At 61.6% G+C, this 20,714-nt stretch carries 18 protein-coding genes and 1 tRNA gene; 13 read left to right on the top strand and 6 right to left on the bottom strand.

The genetic code is table 11. The annotated features are described in order from the left end of the window. Positions 1–86: 86 nt before the first annotated feature. The 7 genes from O1W68_RS13505 to dnaG all read left to right on the top strand — a co-directional run bounded on the left by O1W68_RS13505 (position 87) and on the right by dnaG (position 7,586). Positions 87–998 (top strand): ABC transporter ATP-binding protein, encoded by a 912-nt coding sequence (locus tag O1W68_RS13505; RefSeq protein WP_269304258.1) that lies wholly within the window; start codon positions 87–89, stop codon positions 996–998. Continuing rightward, complete coding sequence (locus O1W68_RS13500; protein WP_269304256.1) at positions 995–1,783, top strand: ABC transporter permease; 789 nt, start codon at positions 995–997, stop codon at positions 1,781–1,783. The genes O1W68_RS13505 and O1W68_RS13500 overlap by 4 nt, the downstream gene beginning before the upstream one ends. Before the next feature lie 43 nt (positions 1,784–1,826). Beyond that, positions 1,827–2,936: a sensor histidine kinase gene (locus tag O1W68_RS13495; protein ID WP_269304253.1), complete on the top strand. Its 1,110-nt coding sequence runs from the start codon at positions 1,827–1,829 to the stop codon at positions 2,934–2,936. Next, positions 2,933–3,541: a response regulator transcription factor gene (locus O1W68_RS13490; protein WP_269304251.1), complete on the top strand. Its 609-nt coding sequence runs from the start codon at positions 2,933–2,935 to the stop codon at positions 3,539–3,541. The genes O1W68_RS13495 and O1W68_RS13490 overlap by 4 nt, the downstream gene beginning before the upstream one ends. A 65-nt stretch (positions 3,542–3,606) precedes the next feature. After that, positions 3,607–4,338, top strand: a complete 732-nt coding sequence (locus tag O1W68_RS13485) for a YdcF family protein (RefSeq protein WP_269304249.1) — start codon at positions 3,607–3,609, stop codon at positions 4,336–4,338. After that, positions 4,335–5,612, top strand: coding sequence for a deoxyguanosinetriphosphate triphosphohydrolase (locus O1W68_RS13480; RefSeq protein WP_269304546.1), 1,278 nt, complete (start codon positions 4,335–4,337; stop codon positions 5,610–5,612). Before O1W68_RS13485 ends, O1W68_RS13480 begins: the two co-directional genes overlap by 4 nt. A gap of 42 nt (positions 5,613–5,654) precedes the next feature. Continuing rightward, positions 5,655–7,586 (top strand): DNA primase, encoded by a 1,932-nt coding sequence (gene dnaG / locus O1W68_RS13475; RefSeq protein ID WP_269304248.1) that lies wholly within the window; start codon positions 5,655–5,657, stop codon positions 7,584–7,586. Here dnaG and O1W68_RS13470 read toward each other — a convergent pair whose 3' ends face one another. Further along, on the bottom strand, positions 7,587–7,835 hold the full coding sequence (locus O1W68_RS13470) for a hypothetical protein (protein ID WP_088944798.1): 249 nt from the start codon (positions 7,833–7,835) through the stop codon (positions 7,587–7,589). A 190-nt stretch (positions 7,836–8,025) separates the two neighbouring features. Here O1W68_RS13470 and O1W68_RS13465 point away from each other — a divergent pair. From O1W68_RS13465 to O1W68_RS13445, 5 genes are all read left to right on the top strand, one after another. Further along, positions 8,026–8,098, top strand: a tRNA-Asn gene (locus O1W68_RS13465). Between the two features lie 277 nt (positions 8,099–8,375). Beyond that, positions 8,376–8,876, top strand: a complete 501-nt coding sequence (locus O1W68_RS13460) for a DUF4365 domain-containing protein (RefSeq protein WP_269304243.1) — start codon at positions 8,376–8,378, stop codon at positions 8,874–8,876. Further along, the gene (locus O1W68_RS13455; protein ID WP_269304241.1) at positions 8,873–10,003 is read left to right on the top strand and encodes a hypothetical protein; all 1,131 of its coding nucleotides are present in this window, start codon (positions 8,873–8,875) and stop codon (positions 10,001–10,003) included. Before O1W68_RS13460 ends, O1W68_RS13455 begins: the two co-directional genes overlap by 4 nt. Before the next feature lie 431 nt (positions 10,004–10,434). Continuing rightward, positions 10,435–10,965 (top strand): TIGR02391 family protein, encoded by a 531-nt coding sequence (locus tag O1W68_RS13450; protein WP_331283586.1) that lies wholly within the window; start codon positions 10,435–10,437, stop codon positions 10,963–10,965. Positions 10,966–11,166: 201 nt separating this feature from the next. Next, the gene (locus O1W68_RS13445; protein ID WP_269304238.1) at positions 11,167–11,889 is read left to right on the top strand and encodes a hypothetical protein; all 723 of its coding nucleotides are present in this window, start codon (positions 11,167–11,169) and stop codon (positions 11,887–11,889) included. A 503-nt stretch (positions 11,890–12,392) separates the two neighbouring features. Here the strand turns inward: O1W68_RS13445 and O1W68_RS13440 are convergent. The 3 genes from O1W68_RS13440 to O1W68_RS13430 all read right to left on the bottom strand — a co-directional run bounded on the left by O1W68_RS13440 (position 12,393) and on the right by O1W68_RS13430 (position 17,679). Then, on the bottom strand, positions 12,393–15,893 hold the full coding sequence (locus O1W68_RS13440) for a DEAD/DEAH box helicase (protein WP_269304236.1): 3,501 nt from the start codon (positions 15,891–15,893) through the stop codon (positions 12,393–12,395). Continuing rightward, complete coding sequence (locus O1W68_RS13435) at positions 15,878–16,882, bottom strand: hypothetical protein (protein WP_269304234.1); 1,005 nt, start codon at positions 16,880–16,882, stop codon at positions 15,878–15,880. The genes O1W68_RS13440 and O1W68_RS13435 overlap by 16 nt, the downstream gene beginning before the upstream one ends. A gap of 623 nt (positions 16,883–17,505) precedes the next feature. After that, positions 17,506–17,679 (bottom strand): hypothetical protein, encoded by a 174-nt coding sequence (locus tag O1W68_RS13430; protein ID WP_269304232.1) that lies wholly within the window; start codon positions 17,677–17,679, stop codon positions 17,506–17,508. Positions 17,680–18,023: 344 nt separating this feature from the next. On the opposite strand from O1W68_RS13430, the gene O1W68_RS13425 reads away from it, so the two are divergent. Then, a complete protein-coding gene (locus O1W68_RS13425; RefSeq protein ID WP_269304230.1) occupies positions 18,024–18,518 on the top strand; it encodes a hypothetical protein in 495 nt (164 codons plus the stop codon). An 82-nt stretch (positions 18,519–18,600) separates the two neighbouring features. Here the strand turns inward: O1W68_RS13425 and O1W68_RS13420 are convergent, their stop codons facing one another. Next, on the bottom strand, positions 18,601–19,887 hold the full coding sequence (locus tag O1W68_RS13420; protein ID WP_269304228.1) for a competence/damage-inducible protein A: 1,287 nt from the start codon (positions 19,885–19,887) through the stop codon (positions 18,601–18,603). 94 nt (positions 19,888–19,981) lie between these two features. Beyond that, positions 19,982–20,620 carry a hypothetical protein gene (locus tag O1W68_RS13415; RefSeq protein WP_269304226.1) on the bottom strand — a complete coding sequence of 213 codons (639 nt, stop codon included), beginning with the start codon at positions 20,618–20,620 and terminating at the stop codon, positions 19,982–19,984. Positions 20,621–20,714 lie beyond the last annotated feature (94 nt).

Here is a 20,714-nt window from a genome sequence, read left to right as displayed (position 1 = left end):
GGGAGGCCAATCCATGACACATGTCATGCCGAGAACATGACGCACGGAAGAGGCTCGACGCCCTCGACGCGAGCAGTGTTGTTCTCATGACAACGACACCTTCGGTGCATCTGGACCACCTGAGTAAATCTTTCGGAAATGTTCGAGCCGTCGCGGATGTGAGTCTGCGGATCGAACCGGGGGAAGTGGTGGCCTTCCTCGGCCCCAACGGCGCAGGGAAGACGACCACCATCGACATGATGCTCGGTCTGGTGCGACCGGACGCCGGGACGGTGAGCATCTTCGGTGAGACACCCGCAGACGCGATCAGCGCGGGGCGAGTCTCGGCCGTGATGCAGTCCGGCGGTCTGCTCAGAGACCTCACGGTGCGCGAAACGGTCCGGCTCACCGCTGCATTGTTTCCGCGGACACAACCGGTCGACGAGGTCATCGAACGCGCCGGAATCACCGCCATCGCCGACCGACGTGTCGCGAAGTGCTCGGGCGGTGAGCAGCAACGCCTGCGGTTCGCATTGGCACTTCTGCCCGAACCCGATCTGCTCGTCCTCGACGAGCCGACGACCGGAGTGGATGTGGAGGGGCGGCGTGATTTCTGGAACGCCATTCGCACCGACGCGAGAAGCGGGCGCACCGTTCTCTTCGCTACCCACTATCTCGACGAGGCCGATGCCTACGCCGATCGCATCGTGCTGCTTCGCCACGGGCGGATCGTCGCCGACGGCAGTGCCGCGGAGGTCAAGAACCTGGCATCGGGTCGCACCGTGTCTGCCACGGCGGTAGACGTCGACCAGCGAGCACTCCTGGCACTTCCGGGGGTCGACCGAGTGGAAACGCGGGGAGATCGAGTGATCGTCCACGGACAGGACTCGGACGCCGTCGCGCGCTACTTACTCGGCATCGACGCCGTCGACCTCGAAATTGTTTCTCGGGGACTCGAAGACGCATTTCTCGCACTGACCACCGACCATCCATCAGATCTCGCAGGGAGTTCGATATGACTGCAACACACACGACTTCACGTCCGACCCTGAAGCTCGGTGGATTCAGCCCCACCTTCCTCGGCCTGGAGATCAAGAGATTGATTCGTAACCGTCGGACGGTGCTGTTCACCCTCGTCATGCCGCCGGTGTTCTTCGTCATCTTCGGGACCGCGTCGGATTACTCGTCGAACTACGCGTTCGCACACGGCAACGTCACCGCGTTCATCGCCATCAGCATGGCCGTCTACGGGGCAATGCTCGCCGCAACCAGCGGGGGCGCAATGGTCTCCGTCGAGCGTGCACAGGGATGGAGTCGACAACTGCGTTTGACCCCGTTGAAGCCGGTCGCCTATATCGTCACCAAGATGGCAGTGGCGATGACCATGGGACTGGCCTCCATTGTCGTCGTGTTCGCGGTAGCTTCCGTCTTCGGCGCCGATATGCCGATCTGGGTGTGGATCTCGACGGGCGTCATCGCATGGCTCGGTAGTTCGGTCTTCGCGGCCTTCGGATTGTTCATGGGATACCTCCTGCCGTCCGAGAACGTCATGCAGGTACTCGGCCCAGTTCTCGCCGTGCTCGCGTTCGCAGGCGGGCTCTTCGTGCCGCTGGCCGACAGCGGCTGGTTCCCTTTCGTCTCCAAGTTCACCCCGCTCTACGGGCTCGCCACAGTGGCACGCGCTCCCTTCACCGATCCCAGCGCCGCCACCCTCGCGGTCGCCGTCCTCAATCTCGTGGTGTGGGCAGGCGTATTCATCGTCGGTGCGGCCGTGCTGTTCCGACGCGATACCCAACGTGTCTGATTCTTCGCTCACTCGTGCTGCCGACACCGATAACGTAGGCAGCATGAATGAGCCGGCGCAGGAGGGTGGCGACCGCTTCTGGCGGTTCGGGCCGATCTTCGCTGCAGCGTGGTTGATCTACCTGGCCTATCCGATCGGTGAGGTACTCGCCAAGCCCTCGTGGTTCGCTCGGGTCGCCGGTCTGACACTAGTGATCGGGTTCGCGCTGCTCTTTCTCGGTACGTTCTGGGCATTTCGCCGAGGACACCGCCACGATCGGCCGATGTCCTCGGCGCTGGCATGGGGTTCGCTCACCGCGATGCTCGCGATCACGGCCCTACTCTCGCTGATGCTGGGGACGACCGCATTCGGTCTGACCATCTACATCGCAGTTATCGCCGTGATGATCCTGCCTTCGGTGCAGTCCGTCACGCTCGTTGCTGCGATGCTCGCATCCGTCGAACTCCTTCCGCGATTCGTGCCGGACTGGGAACCGGACAGCTTCTTCGGATTCCAACTCATCGTCAGTGCCCTTGCCGCCTGGGGTATTACGCAGATCTTCCGGCGAAATCACGAACTCGCCGAAGCCCGACAACAATTGGCGGACCTCGCCGTCGTTGCCGAACGGGAACGCATGGGACGCGATGTCCACGACATCCTCGGACACTCACTCACCGTGATCACGGTCAAAGCCGAACTGGCCGGACGTCTGATCGACCTCGACCCTGCGCGAGCCGCCGTCGAGATCGCACAGGTCGAAGCACTTGCTCGGGAAGCGCTCGGCGACGTACGCAGCACGGTCAGCGGTGCTCGCCGCGTGGACATCGCGGTGGAGCTCGGTAATGCACGATCGGCGCTCGACGCCGCGGGGATCGGAGCGGACCTGCCTGCCGACGCCGACGACGTCCCTCTGCGCAACCGTGAACTGTTCGGCTGGGCATTGCGTGAGGGCGTCACCAACGTCATCAGGCACAGCGGGGCGCAACGATGCTTCGTCGCACTCGATCCGACGTCGATCGTCGTGTCCGACGACGGCCGCGGGATGGCTACCGATGCGGACTCCGGGGGCAATGGCCTTCGTGGGCTCGGTGAACGAGTGAAAGCTGCCAACGGCACCCTCGTGCTCGGCAGCGGAGAATCCGGTGGTTTCCGCGTGGAAGTGATGTCGCAATGACAATTCGACTGTTGCTCGCCGACGATCAAGCGTTGGTGCGCGGAGCTCTGGCGGCCCTGCTCGAGCTCGAATCCGATCTCGAGGTAGTGGCCGAAGTCGGCCGCGGCGATCAGGTCGTTGCCGCGGCGCTGGAACACGCTCCAAACGTTGCGCTCCTCGATGTGGAAATGCCGGGTATCGACGGGATCGCTGCCACCGCGGAACTACGCACCCAGGTGCCCTCGTGTCGAGTGTTGATCGTCACAACCTTCGGCCGCCCCGGCTATCTGCGACGCGCCCTCGACGCAGGCGCCGACGGATTCGTGGTCAAGGACACCCCGGCTCGGCAGCTCGCCGACGCGGTCCGACGCGTGAACATGGGCCTCCGCGTCGTCGATCCGACGCTGGCCACGGAGACACTGACCGCCGGAGTATCGCCGTTGACTTCGCGTGAGCAGCAGGTTCTCCGGGCAGCAGTCGCAGGTGGCACGGCTGGGCGGATGGCGGCGACGCTTCATCTGTCCGAGGGGACTGTACGCAATCATCTGTCCGCGGCCATCGGTAAGACCGGCACCACCACACGTGCCGAAGCGATTCGAATCGCCCTGGATCGCGGCTGGCTCTGATCACCGACGCCGAGTTCCCGCGCGCCCATACGACCCCGATCGCGCGCGACTGGCAAACTCGAGGAGTGAACTCGACTCTCGACCGCAATCCGTACGGCGAACCCGATGGGGATTCGTACGGTCGACCGTTGGATCAGCGCCCATCCGATCGGGATCGGCTCGGATTCGTCGGCACGCTAGGCCGGTGGACGACGCGGCTCATCCTGGGCGTCGTGCTGATGGGTCTCCTCGTCGTCGGCGGCACGGCCGTTCGAGTCTGGCAAGTGGCGCGGATCGACGACAATTCCCCGGCCGAGGCGATCGTGGTTCTCGGTGCGGCCCAGTATTCGGGTACACCGTCGACTGTGTTCGAGGCACGCCTCGATCAGGCCGCCTCCCTGTACGAACAGGGTGTGGCACCCGAGATCGTCACCGTCGGCGGCAAGCAGGAAGGTGACCTGTTCACCGAGGCCGCGTCGGGGCGCAACTATCTGATCGAGCAAGGTGTACCCGCGGACAAGATCACTGCTGTCGAGGAGGGTTCGGACACTCTCGAAAGCATCGAGGCGGTCAGCAATACTCTCCGCGAACAGGGAAGATCGTCCGTGGTGCTGGTCAGTGACCCGTGGCATTCGTTGCGCACTCGCACGATGGCCAGGGACGCAGGCCTCGACGCATGGACCTCGCCGACGAGGACGGGCCCTGCGGTGTACACCAGGGAATCGCAGGCCCACGGAATTGCTCGCGAGACCGGCGCACTGCTGTGGTATCAGCTCACCCACTTCACCGCCGACTTCTCCTACACGGCAGGGCAATAGCGGTGAGTTGCTACACCGATCACGACCTCGAACGGTTCGTCGCGGAACCGCGTAAGACGGCAGGGCTCGACGGCGCGCAGGAGAATGCATCCCACCGCAGCGCGTTCGCGCGCGACCGAGCACGAGTACTGCACAGCGCCGCGCTGCGGAGGTTGGCCGACAAAACTCAGGTCACCGGGCCGCGTGATGGAGATACCCCGCGTACTCGATTGACGCATTCGCTCGAGGTGGCGCAGATCGGGCGCAGCATCGCCGAAGGACTCGGCGCCGATCCGGACCTGGTGGACCTGGCGGGGCTCGCACACGACATCGGTCACCCGCCGTACGGGCACAACGGGGAGAGAGCGCTCGACGAGGTCGCCGAGAACTGCGGCGGGTTCGAGGGCAACGCGCAGAACCTACGAATCCTAACCGGTCTGGAACCGAAGACCCTCGACGCCGACGGAACCAGCGTCGGCCTCAATCTCACCCGCGCATCTCTCGATGCCGCGATCAAGTATCCGTGGCTGCGGCCGTCGCCCGGAGCGAAGTTCGGCGCGTACGAGGACGACGGTCGGATCCTCGATTGGGTTCGCGATGGGGCACCGGACCGGCGTAAGTGCCTGGAGGCACAGGCCATGGACTGGGCCGACGACGTCGCGTATTCGGTCCACGATGTCGAAGATGGCGTGATCGGCGCCAGAATCGACCTCAGAGCCCTCGGCGATCGTTCCGAACAGCGCGCATTGGCCGAACTCGGCATCAGGGAGTTCCGTGGTCTCGACGTAAACGAGCTGATCGAGGCTGCGGATCGACTCTCGCGCATGCCGGTTGTCGTGACGGCCGGTCGGTTCGACGGGACACTCGAAGCGTCGGTGAAGCTCAAGCACCTCACGAGCGAACTGGTCGGGCGATTCGCGACCGCAGCGATCAACGGCACCCGCGACAAGTGGGGCACCGGTTCACTGTCGAGATACGACGCCGATCTGGTCATCCCTGCCGTCGTCGCCTCGGAGGTGGCGCTCCTGAAGACGATGGCGTTGCGGTACGTGATGTCCGACGCCGGCCACAAGATGCGTCAGGAACGGCAGCGGGAGCGAATCCACCGCGTCGCGCAATGGTTGTTGCGCTCGGCGCCGGGGGAGTTGGACCCGATTCTCGTGCCGGCGTGGCACCGCGCCCAGGACGACGCGCAGCGCACCCGAGTCGTCGTCGATCAAATTGCGTCGTACACCGAAAGTCGGCTCGAGCGGATCGACAAGCGCAGCCTGGGCGCTCAGGCCAGTTGGGGCTGATCTGATTCTTCGCAGCCGATCCGCGGTACTAGACTGCCCGGTGTGGCCGGCCGAATTCCTGAACGAGACATAGCCGCCATCCGCGAACGCACTCGAATCGAGGACGTGGTCGGTGACTACGTCTCGCTCAAGCGCGCGGGCGGCGATTCCATGAAGGGGCTGTGCCCGTTCCACGACGAGAAGTCTCCGTCGTTCCACGTGCGCCCCAACCATGGGCACTATCACTGCTTCGGCTGCGGCGAGGGCGGTGACGCCTACTCGTTCCTGCAGAAGATCGAGCACATTTCGTTCGTGGAAGCCGTCGAGCAGCTCGCAGACCGGCTGAACTACTCCATCACCTACGAAGGTGGCGGGCCGTCGGTTCAGCGGGATCGCGGCACGCGCGCACGGCTGATCGCGGCCAACGCTGCCGCGCAGGAGTTCTACGCCGCACGGCTCCGCGAGCCCGACGCGCAGGCGGCGCAGGACTACCTCACCGAACGCGACTTCGACGGGCAAGCCGCACTCACCTATGGGTGTGGATACGCCCCCGACGGCTGGGACACCCTCACCAAGCATCTGCTGAGCAAAGGTTTCGAGGCCAAGGAAATCATCGACGCCGGCCTGGCCACGCCAGGCAAGCGCGGCACCCCGATCGACCGATTCCGTCGCCGCCTGGTGTGGCCGATCCGCAGTCAAAGCGGCGACGTCATCGGCTTCGGCGCGCGAAAGCTCTTCGACGACGACACCATGCCCGGCAAGTACATCAACACCCCGGAAACCATGCTGTACAAGAAGTCTCAGGTGTTGTTCGGTCTGGACATGGCGCGCAAAGACATCGCCAAGTCGCACCAGGCCGTCATCGTCGAGGGCTACACCGACGTCATGGCAATGCACCTGGCCGGCGTCAAGACCGCCGTCGCGTCGTGCGGCACTGCATTCGGTGAAGACCACCTGGCGATGCTGCGTCGACTCATGATGGACGACAGCTACTTTCGCGGCGAGGTCATCTACACCTTCGACGGCGACGCGGCAGGAAAAGCAGCCGCGATGAAGGCATTCGAGGGTGATCAGAAGATCGCCGGGCAAACGTTCGTCGCCATCGCCCCCGACGGGATGGATCCCTGTGAGTTACGCCAGAAATCCGGCGATCCTGCAGTGCGGGATTTGGTGGCGCGTCGGACACCGATGTTTGCGTTCGTCGTCAAATCGCTGCTGAGCGAACATGATCTGGACACCCCCGAGGGCCGCGTCGAAGCTCTGAAGCGGACGGTTCCCGTTGTTGCCCGCATCAAGGACGGCTCCTTGCGTGACGAGTACGCTCGCCAGCTCGCCGGCTGGACCGGCTGGGACGACACCGCGATGGTGCTCGCCAGGGTGCGGGACGAAGCCAAGAGGATCGCTCGGGGCGGCGCAGACGCCAACAGCAAGCGTGTGCCGTTCGAGAAGCGTCAGGAGCCGAAGCCGGAGACACCGGCCGGCCCACCGCGACCGCAACCGCGAGATCCCGCGCTGTGGCCGCAGCGCGAAGCCCTCAAGTCGGCGCTGCAGAACCCGTCGATCGCCGGGTCCGTGTTCGATTCGCTGCCCCCGGAGACATTCACACATCCCGCCTACGCCGCCGTCAGCGCGGCTGTCACAGCCGCGGGCGGCACCGCTGCGGGGCTCGGCGGAGGAGAATGGGTCGATGCCGTCGCCAAACGTGCCGAGGGACCTGTCGTGCAGTCACTCGTCATGGAGTTGGCCGTCGAACACATACCGGTCGCCGACATCGCGCTGACCCGCTACACCAACGGCGTGATGGCGCGCCTGCAGGAAGTGTGGGTCGGTGAGCAGGTCGCCGAACTCAAATCGAAAATGCAACGAATGTCACCGCAGGACAACCCGGACGAGTACTACGCACTGCTCGGCGACGTCATCGCCCTCGAACAGTACCGGCGAAGCCTGCTGGAGCAGGCCATCGGCAACGTGGAGGACGATTCGGCCGCCGGCTAGCTACTTCCTGCGGAGCTGATCCTGCGGGATGTACAGCTGCGATTCGTCGTCGATCGTCTTCATGGGCTCGAGCTTCGGCTGCGTATTCAACGAATCCGACAGCTTCTGCCTGCTCACATCGAGAACCTTCTTCGTAGCTGGACTGCCGGCGACGGCCGCAGCTGTCTTACGTATCTGCTCGTAGCGACCACGACCAGCCTTGGCTCCGAGTACGTACGCCGCTCCAGCAGCCAGAACCAAACGGATCATCAAAGTCCTCCCACAGTGTTGCTGGTCATCAGTGTCTTGCCGGTCAGCGAGGTAGGCACCACTCCACCTACTTCTACGCGCGTCCCACCATCCTGCCTGACTCGGCTCCACCAGGGCGATTTGGTACTCCCATGGGGGTGTGCGCTATGGTTTCTCTCGGCGCACACGAGAGTGTGATGCCACGAAGTAATCCCCTGTAGCTCAATTGGCAGAGCTTCCGACTGTTAATCGGACGGTTGCTGGTTCGAGTCCAGCCGGGGGAGCAGTGACAGGCCCTCTGACCAGCGATTTTATCGCTTGGTTGGAGGGTCTTTCTGCGTTTGGGGGCGATCTGGTCTGGGAGTGGTGCTTCGAGTCACCCCGGTGTGCCGATCGCAATCTCGGTTGGTCGGACGGTCGAAGTCCACCAAAGCAACTGGGCTCTGTTGTTCTGTCAGGGACCTTCATCTAGCTGCTGGGTGACGGGGCAACGCTGTGGTTGAGCACGACTCACACTCTGTTGCGTCAACGGTTACGTAAATTGCAACTAAGGTCACGCAGGTGACAAGCAACGTTCAATCGATCGTCGGTCCAGATCATATTGGACGCATGGGTGTGATGTACATGCGATCGGTGCTGACACAGGCCGGGGTGGCTCACGAGGAGTTTTCACCCGGCGAGGATTACTTAGCTGTTGACGGCAACATCAGCTTTGCAACCGGAACTGTCCGAGTCCAGATCAAGACCGGCACCACGAAACCAAACAAGGACGGAAGCATCACGGTTCCGTTGAGGGATGACTGGATACGCAAATGGGCGCTCTGCACGCTGCCGGTCTTTCTGGTCTACGTACGGCTCGAACGAGATGTTGGACCTGAATGGCTGGAACATCACGATCAACACACAGTAATGTACGCACGTGCACAGTGGATCAGGGTTAACCAAGTCACCGCAAAAAGCGTGCGGGTGCCGCGAGCGAATCGATTGACGGCCGACACCTTCAACGATTGGGCTGCCGAATTCGATGGTACGAGCGCATGGGGAAAGGCCGCCCGACTGTGACGACTTCAGTTCATAGCCGACTAGTCCGTTATCTTGCGGCTACAGGATGGCTTCCGCCGGACGACCTTGGACAACTCGGCGGTCTGTGGCGCCACGTTGAGACCCACGACCTGCTTCCAATACCAAACCAGCTCGAAGATGAAGGATTGGATTGGTCTGCGATCACTCATCGCTTGGCACAGATCGAACGATCGACTGTCATCGACGTACTCGCTCGCCTGAACGGATTCGCAGTCGATATTGCCAACCTAAGGGCTGCTAACGACATCGTCATCAAGGATACGATTCCCTACGCAGCAGGCGTCGCTCTGGTGAAGGAAGGATGGACGATGTTTCGGTCATCGGCGACCACCGCGCTCGGCCCAAAATCCTTCATACGTAGGTACCGCCGTGACGGGGACGAAATTTTAGCAGCTGCGCGGATGGCTCAGACCCGTCGAGGCTCGTACATCATACCGATCTATCTGCCAATACCGGAGGATGTCGACCCTCCAAAGGATGAACCGCATATCGACGGACTGCAGATGACCGCTGTACCCGAGCCGATGCAGAGACGGGTGATGCGCACCTTCGCCGAATCCCTTGCTGCCCTCGATATCCTTGCAGTTCAACCAGAGCGAGAACCATCTTCGGACGCCGTGCACGATCTAATACGAGCGGGCGTAAGTCATCAATTCGCCGCAGCGTTGCAGCGTCTGCTGGTTGACGATGCAGTTGACGAATTTAGTAGTACTTTCGAGTGGGCGCCGAGCGGCGGGCCCGCACCTCGGAATCTCGGCACAGTATCCATACCCTCTGCAGCAAGTCAACGGATCAAGTCGGTAGCAGTGAAGTTGCGGTCTGTACCATCACCTCGCGCCGAAGAACAGTTCGTCGGCCCAATAAGCAGGGTCGAGCGCGACCCGGACGGTGAAACCGGGGTGATCACGCTGCAGACGGTGCGGAATAAACGTAGTGCCCACGTTTCGGTTCCCGTCTCAGCTGGAGTCTTGGACCAAGCATGGGGTTGGGCACACGACCACAGAACTTTGGTCATTGAAAGCCGCGTCCGTCGCACTGGGGAGGGCCTGATGGCTGAAGTGACTGACGCCGTGTCGCCACTTATGCTAGACATCGCACCTGAATAGACGCAGCACCAGAAATCTCACTAAACTCAGAATTGAACTCAACCCGCCGCGCGACGGGTGCACACTCGTCCTTTCCCTCGTCATCCGGGCAGCCCTCGGATAGGTTCTGTTCCAGCACGGAGTGAGACAATCTCGCCATGACATCCCCATCCCTGAAGAGACTCCCTGTGTTCGATCCTCAATTTACTGAGGCAGTCTCGAATATCTTGGCTCAGACTGACTATCCAGGTCTGACGGGAACTGACATAGATACGCTGCTACAGCTAGTGAACGTCACAGATCAAGAGCCTGGCCCGAACAAACGAACGAGGCTTTATTTGACGCTTCACAACACCCAAGTCTCGCAGGGATGCGGCAACGTCCTTGGAGGGTTCGTCGCTCGCGCGATGAGACCCTCGCGGTACGTAACTGATCAACGCAGGTGGATGCAGTTGCGCGACCAGCTCAACGGAGTGTTAGTTCTATACGGGTACAAGATCAACGAAGAAGGCCGGCTGTCTACGGGCGCGAAAGCTAGCACTCTCACGGAGGCCGCGAGACTGGCGGGGGAGTTACAAACAGAGTTGTATCGAAGAGGTTGTCACGCCGAACTGTTTAATTACTGCGCGGAGGAAGTGATCGTCAACGATTTGTTCCACGCAATGAGCGAAGCATCGAAAAGTGCACCGAATCGGGTGCGCGCGCTAACGGGTCTGACCACAGATGGTCAAGAGCTGTACGATGCTGCATTCGGGACTAACACACTTGCGCCGATCGTGTTTATTAACCCTTATCGAACGGCGTCGGAAATTAGTGAACACAAGGGATTTAAGAATCTGCTCATTGGAGTACACGGTCACTATCGAAACCCAAGGGCGCACAAAACACGCGAAGGGACTGAAGAGCTACTGGCCGACTTCTACGACCTGTTCGCCCTGATTTCGTACGTACACAGACGCTTGGACGAGAGTCGCCGAACTTAGCACATACAGAGGGTTCTGGTAACCCTGCATATTCGATCTCTGCATATCCTCCTGGGTCCACAACGAAGCACACCTTCACCGGACGTGAAGCCGTGTAGTTGCGGCAGGTCATGCCTCGAAGTGACAAGGGTGTCATTTCAGAGTAATTTGGGGCCCTCGCTTGATGTCGAACATTCGGTGGAGTATTAGGAAGACTAGGCAATGAAAGTTGAACACCTCTTCGTTCACACACTGATCGACATGGATCAGAAGCTGAGGACCAATCCCAGCGAGTACGACCTGTTGAAGGTTTCCGCTCTGCTGCGGCCAATATTGCTGGATAAGCCGCCTCTTCTAGACACCGCGAGCGCCGCGACATCCCTCGCGCCGAAGTTCCGGGTCGTCAAGCCCGGACCGACTCCGATCCCGGCCGAGCTCAAGAAGCAGATGGACGAAGCGTGGGCGAAGCTTCACGAGTCGCGTCCTGAAATCAAGCGTGTGGATACCGCCATTGCCCTGCGCTTCGATCTCATGACCGGCCAACTCAGCGACACTGGTAATCCGGGTGACCAGGTAGTAGAGCTGTCGCGTCAAGACTTCCTCAAGGCCAACGTCGGCTTCATGCTGAACGACTTTGCTTACTCCGTTGAGAGCATGCTGCGTGTCGCGGCCAACTCTCTTGGCGGTGTCCATAACGACGGAAAGCCGAACCGCAACAAGCACGCTGAGGAACTGCGCCAGTACATGGAGAATGGCGGGGCAAAGTGGTGTGGTCGCACAATGCCCGCCGCCATGATCTTCGAGATAGCACGCTGCACCCTCCGAGCCTGCAAGCCGATTGCCGACGAAATGGCCCGCCTGGGGCTGTGTTCCGCTGAGTCGAACGACTGGGTATGGTCGATAGACGACGACGGCAACGGCATCGCCAGGGTCGAATCGGCGTGAGACGCATGTGGCATCCGAAATCACCGTAGCTGTCACGGTCGGTCGCAGTGGCTTTTTTGCGGGTAGGGTGGGATCACACGTCGCCCCTTCGGTCGGTGAAGCATCGTTTGAGGCAGCCGGGCGGCTCAGATCTTGACGGAAACCTTTGGCGAGCATGGGGTTTGAGGTGGGTTACGAAAGAGGGTGCGCAGCCGGGCCCTCATTCATCTGATCCAATATGCAGCGGTTTACTGGTAACCCTGCATATCAAGACTGGGCGTATTGCTCCACAGTTGGGTGGCGACCGCCTCATCGCCGCCATTTATGCTTCCGACGACTTGACGACCCAATAGCAAGCAGAGCCCGGAAAACCGGCCTCTTATCGGTAGCGAGATTGTCGATATCGCAAACACTTTGGGCTGAAACCGTTAGTAGCTACCCGGGTTCTGCGCCGGCTGCCCGTCAATCCCACGTTGCCGCCGGGCCCCGAGTTGATTATCCCCGGGCGTGCAGGGCCGGGTCGGTCACAGAAAGTCAATCTGTCCCGCCGAGGCGCGCGTGATGGTCACCGTTGTGCCCTGGAGGACGAAGTCGAGTACTAGGCCGCTCGCGAGCACCGCTGCGACGCCGGCATGATCAGGCGCCACGATGAAGCCGCGAACAGTGCGATCGTCGGCCAGGATCCTGAGTTCGTTACCGTCGTCCGAGGCGACGACGCTCACGGCCAACGGGAAGACCTGCTTGTCGCCGTTGACGAGAAGAGATTGAGCGGTGACAGCCCCCAATTCCATCATCTCGGCCAGCTTGTGCCGGTCTCTTCCCTGGACGTACTGGAGCAGGTCGAGAACATCCGTCGGGGTTGCTTCGAGATTGTCGCGCCATCCGCGAATGTGCTGCTCGCTCAGGTGTTCGCGTAGGCCTTCTTCATCCCAACCTGCTTCTCTTGACACTCGCCCTAGACGCTGCGCCAGCGTCCGGGACTTTACATCTCGTACAAGCAGGTTGATTGCGAGTGGTGAATCTACGCCGTAACGCAGGTGGGCAGAAGTGCTAGCGAAAAGAGCCGCTGAACCCAGGCTCAGCCGATGGATGTCGTTGGCTTGGGAGATGACCAGGCCGACGGTCCAGGACAGATAGTGCTGGATCCCCTCACTGATGCCGTCGACCATTTGCTCCAGTCGGAACGCCGTGTTGGGAACTTCGGAAAGATGGTCGTTGGCTAGCTCGGTGAGTGTGCGTCCTGCGATCCAGTCACGAATAACGGCATCGGTGTCGACGTCAATGTCCGCGCCTCTGGGTGACTTTCGGAATCGCCAGTATTTCCCTGCTTCGGGGAGTGCCAAGAGTTGGGTGTACACGGCCAGGCTGGTGAGGACGTCGAGCGTCTCCTCCAATGTCTGTTCTTCGATGCTGCCGAGTCCTTGCAAATGGTCGGCAACTGCTTCTGCGATTGTCTCGATGACTGCGGCTGATGCCAGGCTGGTTCCAGCTTCTGCCCAGCGCCGACGTGATGCAGGTGGTGTCAGCTCGTACTCGCTCTCGACGAGATCAGCGAGTGCCAGCCACCGCTCTTTGAGGTCGTCAGAGAGCTGGGTGAAGGCGAACAGGCGCTCGACGATTTCCCGCCAGGTTCGGGTGTTTGCGAGGGTGGGTACCTGCTCCAGGACGTGGAGGATGAACCAGACGTAGTTGACGAACCCTCCGGTCTCCTGATCGGGTGTCAACCGCAGAATTGCGTCTTGTGTCTCGGCTACCAATCCCTCAGCCTCGGCAAGCGCATCGAGAGCGGACGATCTGGCTACGGTCGAGCGAACTTCCAATTCTTCAGGGCTGGGGGTTAGCCGGTCGAAATCACTTACGGTCAGCGCCTTCTGAAGAGCCAGCACGATCCAGCCTTCCGACTCCTTCCCGGCTCGGCCTGCACGGCCGACGGCGTTCAGAAGCTGGGAGGCGCTCATCCGTTGGGCGGGGTTCTGACCCTCGTACTCGGTGGTTGCGATGATGACGGTACGGACGGGCAGATTCACACCGTCAGTGAGCGTGCTTGTTGCGACGACGGCCTTGATCGTCTCGCTACGGATCGCATCTTCGACGGCCTCTTGTACTTCGACAGGCAACCCGGCGTGGTGGTAGGCCACGCCCTTGCGGACTGTGGCAATGAGAGGATGGTCGTCGCCCAGGCGGGCTACGAGGGCGTCGGCAAGGCCCTGCGAGCGAGGGTCGTCTTCGAGTTCGTCGGCCATCACTTTCGCGGCGTCGCGGGCAGTGGCCCGTTGGGAGACGATCATGAGGAGACTTCCGGCGCGCAATAGCAGTGCGGCCGTCTTGGCGGTCATTGAGTAGGCGCTGGAGGAACCAGAGAGTCGCGTGCTGTCGGGGCCGATAATGAGCTGGCCGACAGGGGTGTCCTTGCTGGTGGCAAGGTCTTGCGCGGTGGCTCTGGTGGGCCGAACCGCGAGGCGCGCACGCAGGTCGTATCGGGTCTTGTTCTTCCCCCCTGCTCGGTTGGCGGGGATGTCTGCGCGGCTTTCCTCGATCTTCTCAGTATTCAGGAGGACATGGAGCCGACGCGGGGCTCTCCAATCGTCGGTGAACAGCACGTCTGCCTTGCCCTTGGATGTCCACGCGGCGAGAGATGCAGCGTTGCCGATCACGCCGGAGAGGAGGATGAGTCGTGCGCCGCTGGCGTCGAGCAGCGCCAACAGTCCTTCGAGCAGCAGTCCGCGGCCACCGGACTGGGCGATGAGGTGGACCTCGTCGATGACGAACAGACTGAACCGGCTCAGTACTTCGCCGGGGTTCTGCCGCAGGGCGTTCATGAGTCGTTCGGGCGTCATCACCTCGACCTGTGGCTGATGGACTGTGTTGTCCTCGCTTGCAATCGTGTCGTCGCCGAAGAGGTCCTGGGTGCCGAAGCCGTCGGGGAGATCTGCGCCGAGGCGGCGATCGAGGTATCGCAGGCGCGGCCGGAGCCCTTGACGCATTTCTCGTCCGAGGCTGCGCAACGGGGTCACGTAGCAGACATCGCGGTCGTCGCGGGCGGTGTGGGCACAGATGATGAGCTGTGCGAGCAGCGTCTTGCCGGCGCTGGTCGGGACGGAGACGAGCAACCTGGAGGTCGTTGGGCTAAGAGGGCTGAGCGTCGAATGAGAGATGAGGTCGCGCTGTGGCGGCCACAGGGTCAAGATGGGCTGCGGGTCGAGAGTGAACGCCTGCTTGACCGCTGGGGGGAGGTCGGGTGGTAGGACTGCCCAGATGCTGCTGGCCTCAAGCCCGTCAGCGAGGGCGACGAGGTGTCCTGCTACCCAACGGGTGTCGAGGTCACTGAGGCCGACTTCGTCATCGATGACGACGCGGAGGTGTCCGCGGGCGGTTTCAAGCGCCTCGCTGCTGCCTTCCCGCAGATACTGGACAAGGCCGGTGACACCGCGAAGGAGCCGTTGGGTCGGGCCGAACATCGTGCCGTCCAGGCTTTCGAGTTCGGCACTTCGGGTCAGGGAGGTCGCGGCGAAGCCCCAGGTGCTCAACCGCTGGTTGAGGGTGGTCATATCGAGGCCGAGGAACAGTATCCCGGCTTGAAGAGCGACGTCTGCGCTGTCGCTGAAAGCGGCCGGCACGTCGACGACAGGGCGCATCCTGCGGTAGATGGCACCGGCGTTGGGGCTCTCGTCGGCGCGGTGGTAACCAACCTGGGCTGCGAACGCGGTTGCCATGTGCTGAAGGCCCGTTTCGGTTGGGTCGTCGAGGAGAAGGTCGTGGACATGAGCGCTGACGGCGAACGCTCGGCGCCGCTGCTCCTGGGGGTACCGGCGACCGTCTGCTGTGGAGGCGATCCCGTGCAGATACCAGGCGGTGCGACGTAGTTGCGTGAGGTCTGCGCGGAACCCAGTGTCGGTGAGGCCGCGAACAAGTTCAATCTCGAGTTCGGCAATCAGGTTAGTGAGCTCATCAACGGTAGGGAGCTCAGTGAGTTGATCGTCGCCGAACGCGGCGTTGAGGTGTTCGGCGGCTAGAGCGCGGTCCACGCGTATCTCCGTACCGTTTCAGCGAGTTCTTTGTAGCAGCTGATGCTGGTGGCCAGTCCGCGTAGCTGACCGGGTTTGCTCAGCAGCGGCAGCTTTTCGCTCATTTTCTTGAATGGCTGCGCTGACAGCGGCTGTTGGGTTGCTAGAGATACCCCAGCGCCGACGAGCGCATCTCCTTGCACCCACGCGGCGGGTAACTGTTCGATCAAAGTAATTATCTCGGCACTGTGCGAGTCCCGCTGAAAAGTGCTAACAAGCTTCCCAACGTAACGCTGGCCCTCGTCGGTGATCTGCTTATACGCCTTGCTAGAGCTTGCAGACAGCGGCCCGTTGCCGGTGTTCTTCTTGCTTTCCCACAGCCGAAACCGCAGCGCGCCGGCGGAATTTTCGTAGATTGAGAACGCGTCGGCGCCGGCATCCGTGACGTCGCCTTTGGGGTCGGGTTGAAGCCGAACGGCTGCGTTGTTCTTCGTGAGCAAATGCAGGAGCCACTCGGCGATGTGTCCGTGCAGATGATCCGTACTTTTCGGCTTCGTCGGTAGCCCGAAGACCGGTTCGATGAACGCGGCGACGACTTTAGTGTCCCGTGGTGACAATTTGGTGCCATTGAGAGTGTGTTCGCGCCACGAGTCGTACCAGCCCATGGCTACGCCGAAGCGGGCACGCATGATCGTGTCGATGAGCACCCATGCGAGCGCGCCACCCTCCTCGGGGATAAGGCTGGTGCCGGTGTGCGAGCTCCACTCACACTTACCCGCCCCTGGACCACCGTCATGGGAGGTCCGGGGCAAGTAGTTGTGGACGTTGAGTCGGTGATGGGTGCGGGCATACTCTTCGGACTGCGCAGGGCACAGTCCAGTGAGCGCGGCCACCCATTCGTCGGCGGGCGCCTGGGCTGTGGTCACTGCTGCCTCCGGTGTGTACGTGCGCGGGTCGCCAGCACTAAGACATCCTTCGACCTGGATCTCTTGGCTGATCAGCAACGTCAATGAGATGCAGTTGCAACCGACACAGTAGTCACAGACCCCTGAAGGCACAGCAGCGCTGCTGCAATTCGTTGACACAGCAGCAATGGCTCAAGGCCGCCGTCCCAACCCCGACATAAGCCACCACTGGCACACGATTTCGCGCAAGACTATTCGCCGCAAGAGCCTTCATGACAGGTTGACTTAATCTAAGTATCGGCGACGCCGCGTTGAGGAGAAAATTTTGCAAGATCGTCAACACAGCTTGACGGTGCGATAACTGTCGTTTACGCAGCATCCGCGCCGGCCGAGGCCGTCCGCTGTTCGAATGACCCCAGCCGACCGATGTATACCGTTTGAACAATGGGACGGCATGTGAACAGCTCGCTGCATGCTCGTCAGTCCTAGCCGCCTCAGAGAGACAGTGGAACGGGAAGAACGGTGATGCCGGTGTCGCGTTTTAGTGCGTCGATAAGGTCCGGTCGTTCGGAGAGAGTGTCGGTCTCGGTCACTTCGTAGTTCCTTGGACCCTCACTCGTTGATGAGTGGGCGCCGGAGGTACCGAACAAGGCCATGCAGGCGTAGGTGTGCGCGAGGTCGTGCCGGGCCCAGCACCGGATCCCGGAAAACCCTGCACTACGAAACGCCTATGCCCGTAGCTGTGTCAGCTGATAGTTCCTGGTACTGAAAATCTCTGCGGTGACGCCGAATTGCGCGGCAGTGTTCGATGTCAGATCCGCGAGCGAACGTGAGTCGACTATCGCCAACCGTGTGACCGCGCGTGCGGTGAGTTCGGTACTGCGGTCAACTAGGTCAATCAAGGTTCGCTGGTGGTTTACGGTAAGGCATCGGCGTAGGCAGCCGGTTCTGTCCGCTGTTGCCGTTCGAGTCGTGCGGCGGGCTGAAGAATGCATCGGTCCGTCAAAATGGTTGCAGCACATGCGAAATAAACTCAGAACCATTGCCTATCTGCGTGGCGTTCGGCCCGCGGTTCGGCCAATCGCGGCCAAACCCGGCGCGCTTGCCAAGGGTTTTCCTATCGTCCTGTTGAGAAGTAGGGCGAGCGATTCCAACGGTTCGGGAGTCATGCGCATCGATGTTTACCGAGGTGTTGCTGATCCACGCGTTCGGAGATTCTGTCGGTCGTGCTGGCTAGGTTGTCCGAATGGCAGACTCCACCGAAAATGGCACTGGACCAGACGAAACGATGGCGGCTATCGCCGTAGCGAAGCAGACCGCGGGAGTGGCCGAGTGGCGCGAAAGGCTGCTCGCGCTGTGGGAGCGCGTCGGTGCCGGCGGAGATCCATTGCATCGATGCACGATCGGCCACTATTTGGCCGACGTGTGTGACGATGCGGCGGAGGCGCTGACTTGGGATATCCGTGCGTTGGACGCTGCGGACACGTTGACCGACGACCGAGTCAAAGCACACCATGCGTCGTTGAACGTCGCCGGGTTCTATCCCTCGCTGCACCTCAATTTGGCCGACAACTATCGCCGGCTCAGCTCGTTCGCCGCTGCCACGCGGCACTTGGACGAAGCGAAGCGCCGGCTGGGAGTGCTTTCCGACGACGGCTACGGCCGGATCGTCAGGGACGGTATCGACCATGTCACTGTTGCTTTGGTCGCCGGCTCGACCGAACGGTTACCGAGTCACTGAATGCGTTGAGCATCAAAGTGATTCGCGCACGGTGTAACCCACGTCCCCTTGGCTCTCGACCACCGCGCGCGAACGATGGCGGTCAATTCACAGGCGCCAACGCGTCGGCGAGCATGTGCATCGCCGCGGTGGTGGAAAGCGCACGCACGCTTGCGCGGTCGCCGGGGAGCCGGAGTGTGCGCGTCATGGTTGGTCGGTCGGCAGAGGCGATTGCGAAGCAGACAGTGCCGACCGGTTTGAGGTCGGTGCCACCCCCCGGTCCTGCGACGCCACTGGTGGATACCGCGATGTCGACGCCGAGTCTGCTTCGTGCGCCTTCCGCCATCTGGGCCGCCACTTTTTCACTGACAGCACCGTGTTCTTCGATCATCTCGGCAGGGACGTCGAGGAGGCCGGTCTTCGCCTCGTTCGCGTAGGACACGACCGCGCCGATGACGTAGGCCGACGATCCCGCGCGATCGGTGAGGCGTGCGGCGATCATGCCACCGGTGCACGATTCTGCGGTGGCAATTCGATGGCCGGCCAACCGGTTCGCGACGATGTCGTCAATGGTGGATCCGTCGATCGAAAAGACCTGCGAGCCATGATGTTTGTCGATGAGAGCAGCAAGATCCGCGAATGCGGTTGCGGCAGGCTCTGCATAGCGGGTCACCATCTCGAGCTCGCCGAGCTGCAGACAGGTGGTGATTTCGAGATCACCGAATCCCGTGATCTGGTGCTCCGCCGTCCGTAGCGTTGCAGCGAGGTCGGCTTCGGACAGCCCGTACGCACGTATGGTGTCCTGACGGATTCGAGTGCTTCGGGCCAGGACCTCGGCGACCGGCGCGGTATCGAGTGCCTCTGGCCACATCGCCTGCAGTTCGCGAGGCGGGCCGGGCAATATCATGACAGCGGGCAGTGCCCCGGAGTCTCCGGCAGGTATTGCGACACCGGGAGCGGTTCCGGTCGGTGGAATGGAATACGCACCGTGCGGAACCATTGCCTGCTTGCGAATACCTGCCAGCAACGGCTCTGGGTCGGTTGCAGAACTCAACCGGCTCCGCCATCGTTGCACGATTGCGTGGATGCGTTGTTCGAGTTCGTCGTCGAGGTGCAATTCGCGGCCGTACAGAGCAGCAACGGTTTCCACGGTGAGATCGTCAGCGGTCGGGCCCAAGCCTCCGGTGGTGACGATCAAGTCGACGCGCTGATCCGCGAGAAATTTCAGTTGCGCCGTCAGGTCCTCGGGGCGGTCACCGCAGATCGTGATGTGGGCAACGTCCACTCCCATCTCCAGTAGTCGCTGGGCCACCCAAGGGCCGTTCCTGTCGGTGACCCGTCCGGCCAGAACTTCGGTTCCCGTAACCACAACACCCGCACGCACAGTCATTCCTCGACCATACTGGCGACCGTCATATCTACGCGGATAGCCGTCTCCGGTGTAACGACGACCGATGTTCTCAGTAGGACCGGTCGCCTCGAGTTCAGCTGAGACGGCGGACCTGTAACAGTCCGATAGCACCTATGGCGACGCTGAAGGTAAGCATCAGCCCAGTTTCAATGGCTTGGAACCGCCAGAAGTCGTCCTCGGTGTAGTAGCGAATGTCGAAGCCCTCGACGCCTTGGTCCGTGAGACACGCATCGAATCGATCGGCACGGTTCTTTCTGTCGAGTCGCGCCCGCTCCGCGCGCTGCTCGTCCGACTCATCGGCACGCTTTTCTCCGGATCCATCCTGGTATTGCGGCTGACAGCGTGTGGTTTCGGGCCTTACAGTTGCACCACTCGCGTCGACATAGCCGGCGTCGATTACCCAGGTTCCGTCCGTGGTGTAGTACGGGTTCGGAGGGTATTCGGATTCGCGGTACAGACCGTCTATCGCCTCGCTTCGGACCGTGGGTGTTCCGTAGTGCTCACGTGCGATCCACGTGAAAGCGACAGGGACGAAAAGGAATACGAACAGCGTGGCGAGCATGGCCATGATCCCGCTGCGGAACACGAGTGCCAGAGTGCTACCGATGAGCAATACGACGAGTGTGTACGCGCCGAGAACGACACCGGCTGTTTCGAAGTGCGGAAAATCGAACAACGAGAACTTGACGGACGGCGTGCCACTCGTGCTCATTGAATCTCGTGATGGACCCGCGGCCCAGTGCAATGCCAACCCGAGACACAACATTGCACCCGAGATCGGCAAGAAGACCACAACAATGCGTGCG

Origin of the sequence: Rhodococcus sp. H36-A4, from assembly GCF_027158005.1 — a bacterium.
Classification (GTDB): Bacteria; Actinomycetota; Actinomycetes; order Mycobacteriales; family Mycobacteriaceae; genus Rhodococcoides.
This window is presented reverse-complemented; position numbering and strand designations above follow the sequence as displayed.

Coding starts and splice junctions, on each gene's coding strand:
- O1W68_RS13505 (WP_269304258.1), top strand. CDS start 87: ATGACAACGACACCTTCGGTGCATCTGGACCACCTGAGTAAATCTTTC.
- O1W68_RS13500 (WP_269304256.1), top strand. CDS start 995: ATGACTGCAACACACACGACTTCACGTCCGACCCTGAAGCTCGGTGGA.
- O1W68_RS13495 (WP_269304253.1), top strand. CDS start 1,827: ATGAATGAGCCGGCGCAGGAGGGTGGCGACCGCTTCTGGCGGTTCGGG.
- O1W68_RS13490 (WP_269304251.1), top strand. CDS start 2,933: ATGACAATTCGACTGTTGCTCGCCGACGATCAAGCGTTGGTGCGCGGA.
- O1W68_RS13470 (WP_088944798.1), bottom strand. CDS start 7,835: ATGATCCGTTTGGTTCTGGCTGCTGGAGCGGCGTACGTACTCGGAGCC.
- O1W68_RS13445 (WP_269304238.1), top strand. CDS start 11,167: ATGAAAGTTGAACACCTCTTCGTTCACACACTGATCGACATGGATCAG.
- O1W68_RS13425 (WP_269304230.1), top strand. CDS start 18,024: ATGGCAGACTCCACCGAAAATGGCACTGGACCAGACGAAACGATGGCG.
- O1W68_RS13420 (WP_269304228.1), bottom strand. CDS start 19,887: ATGACTGTGCGTGCGGGTGTTGTGGTTACGGGAACCGAAGTTCTGGCC.
- O1W68_RS13415 (WP_269304226.1), bottom strand. CDS start 20,620: ATGAGCACGAGTGGCACGCCGTCCGTCAAGTTCTCGTTGTTCGATTTT.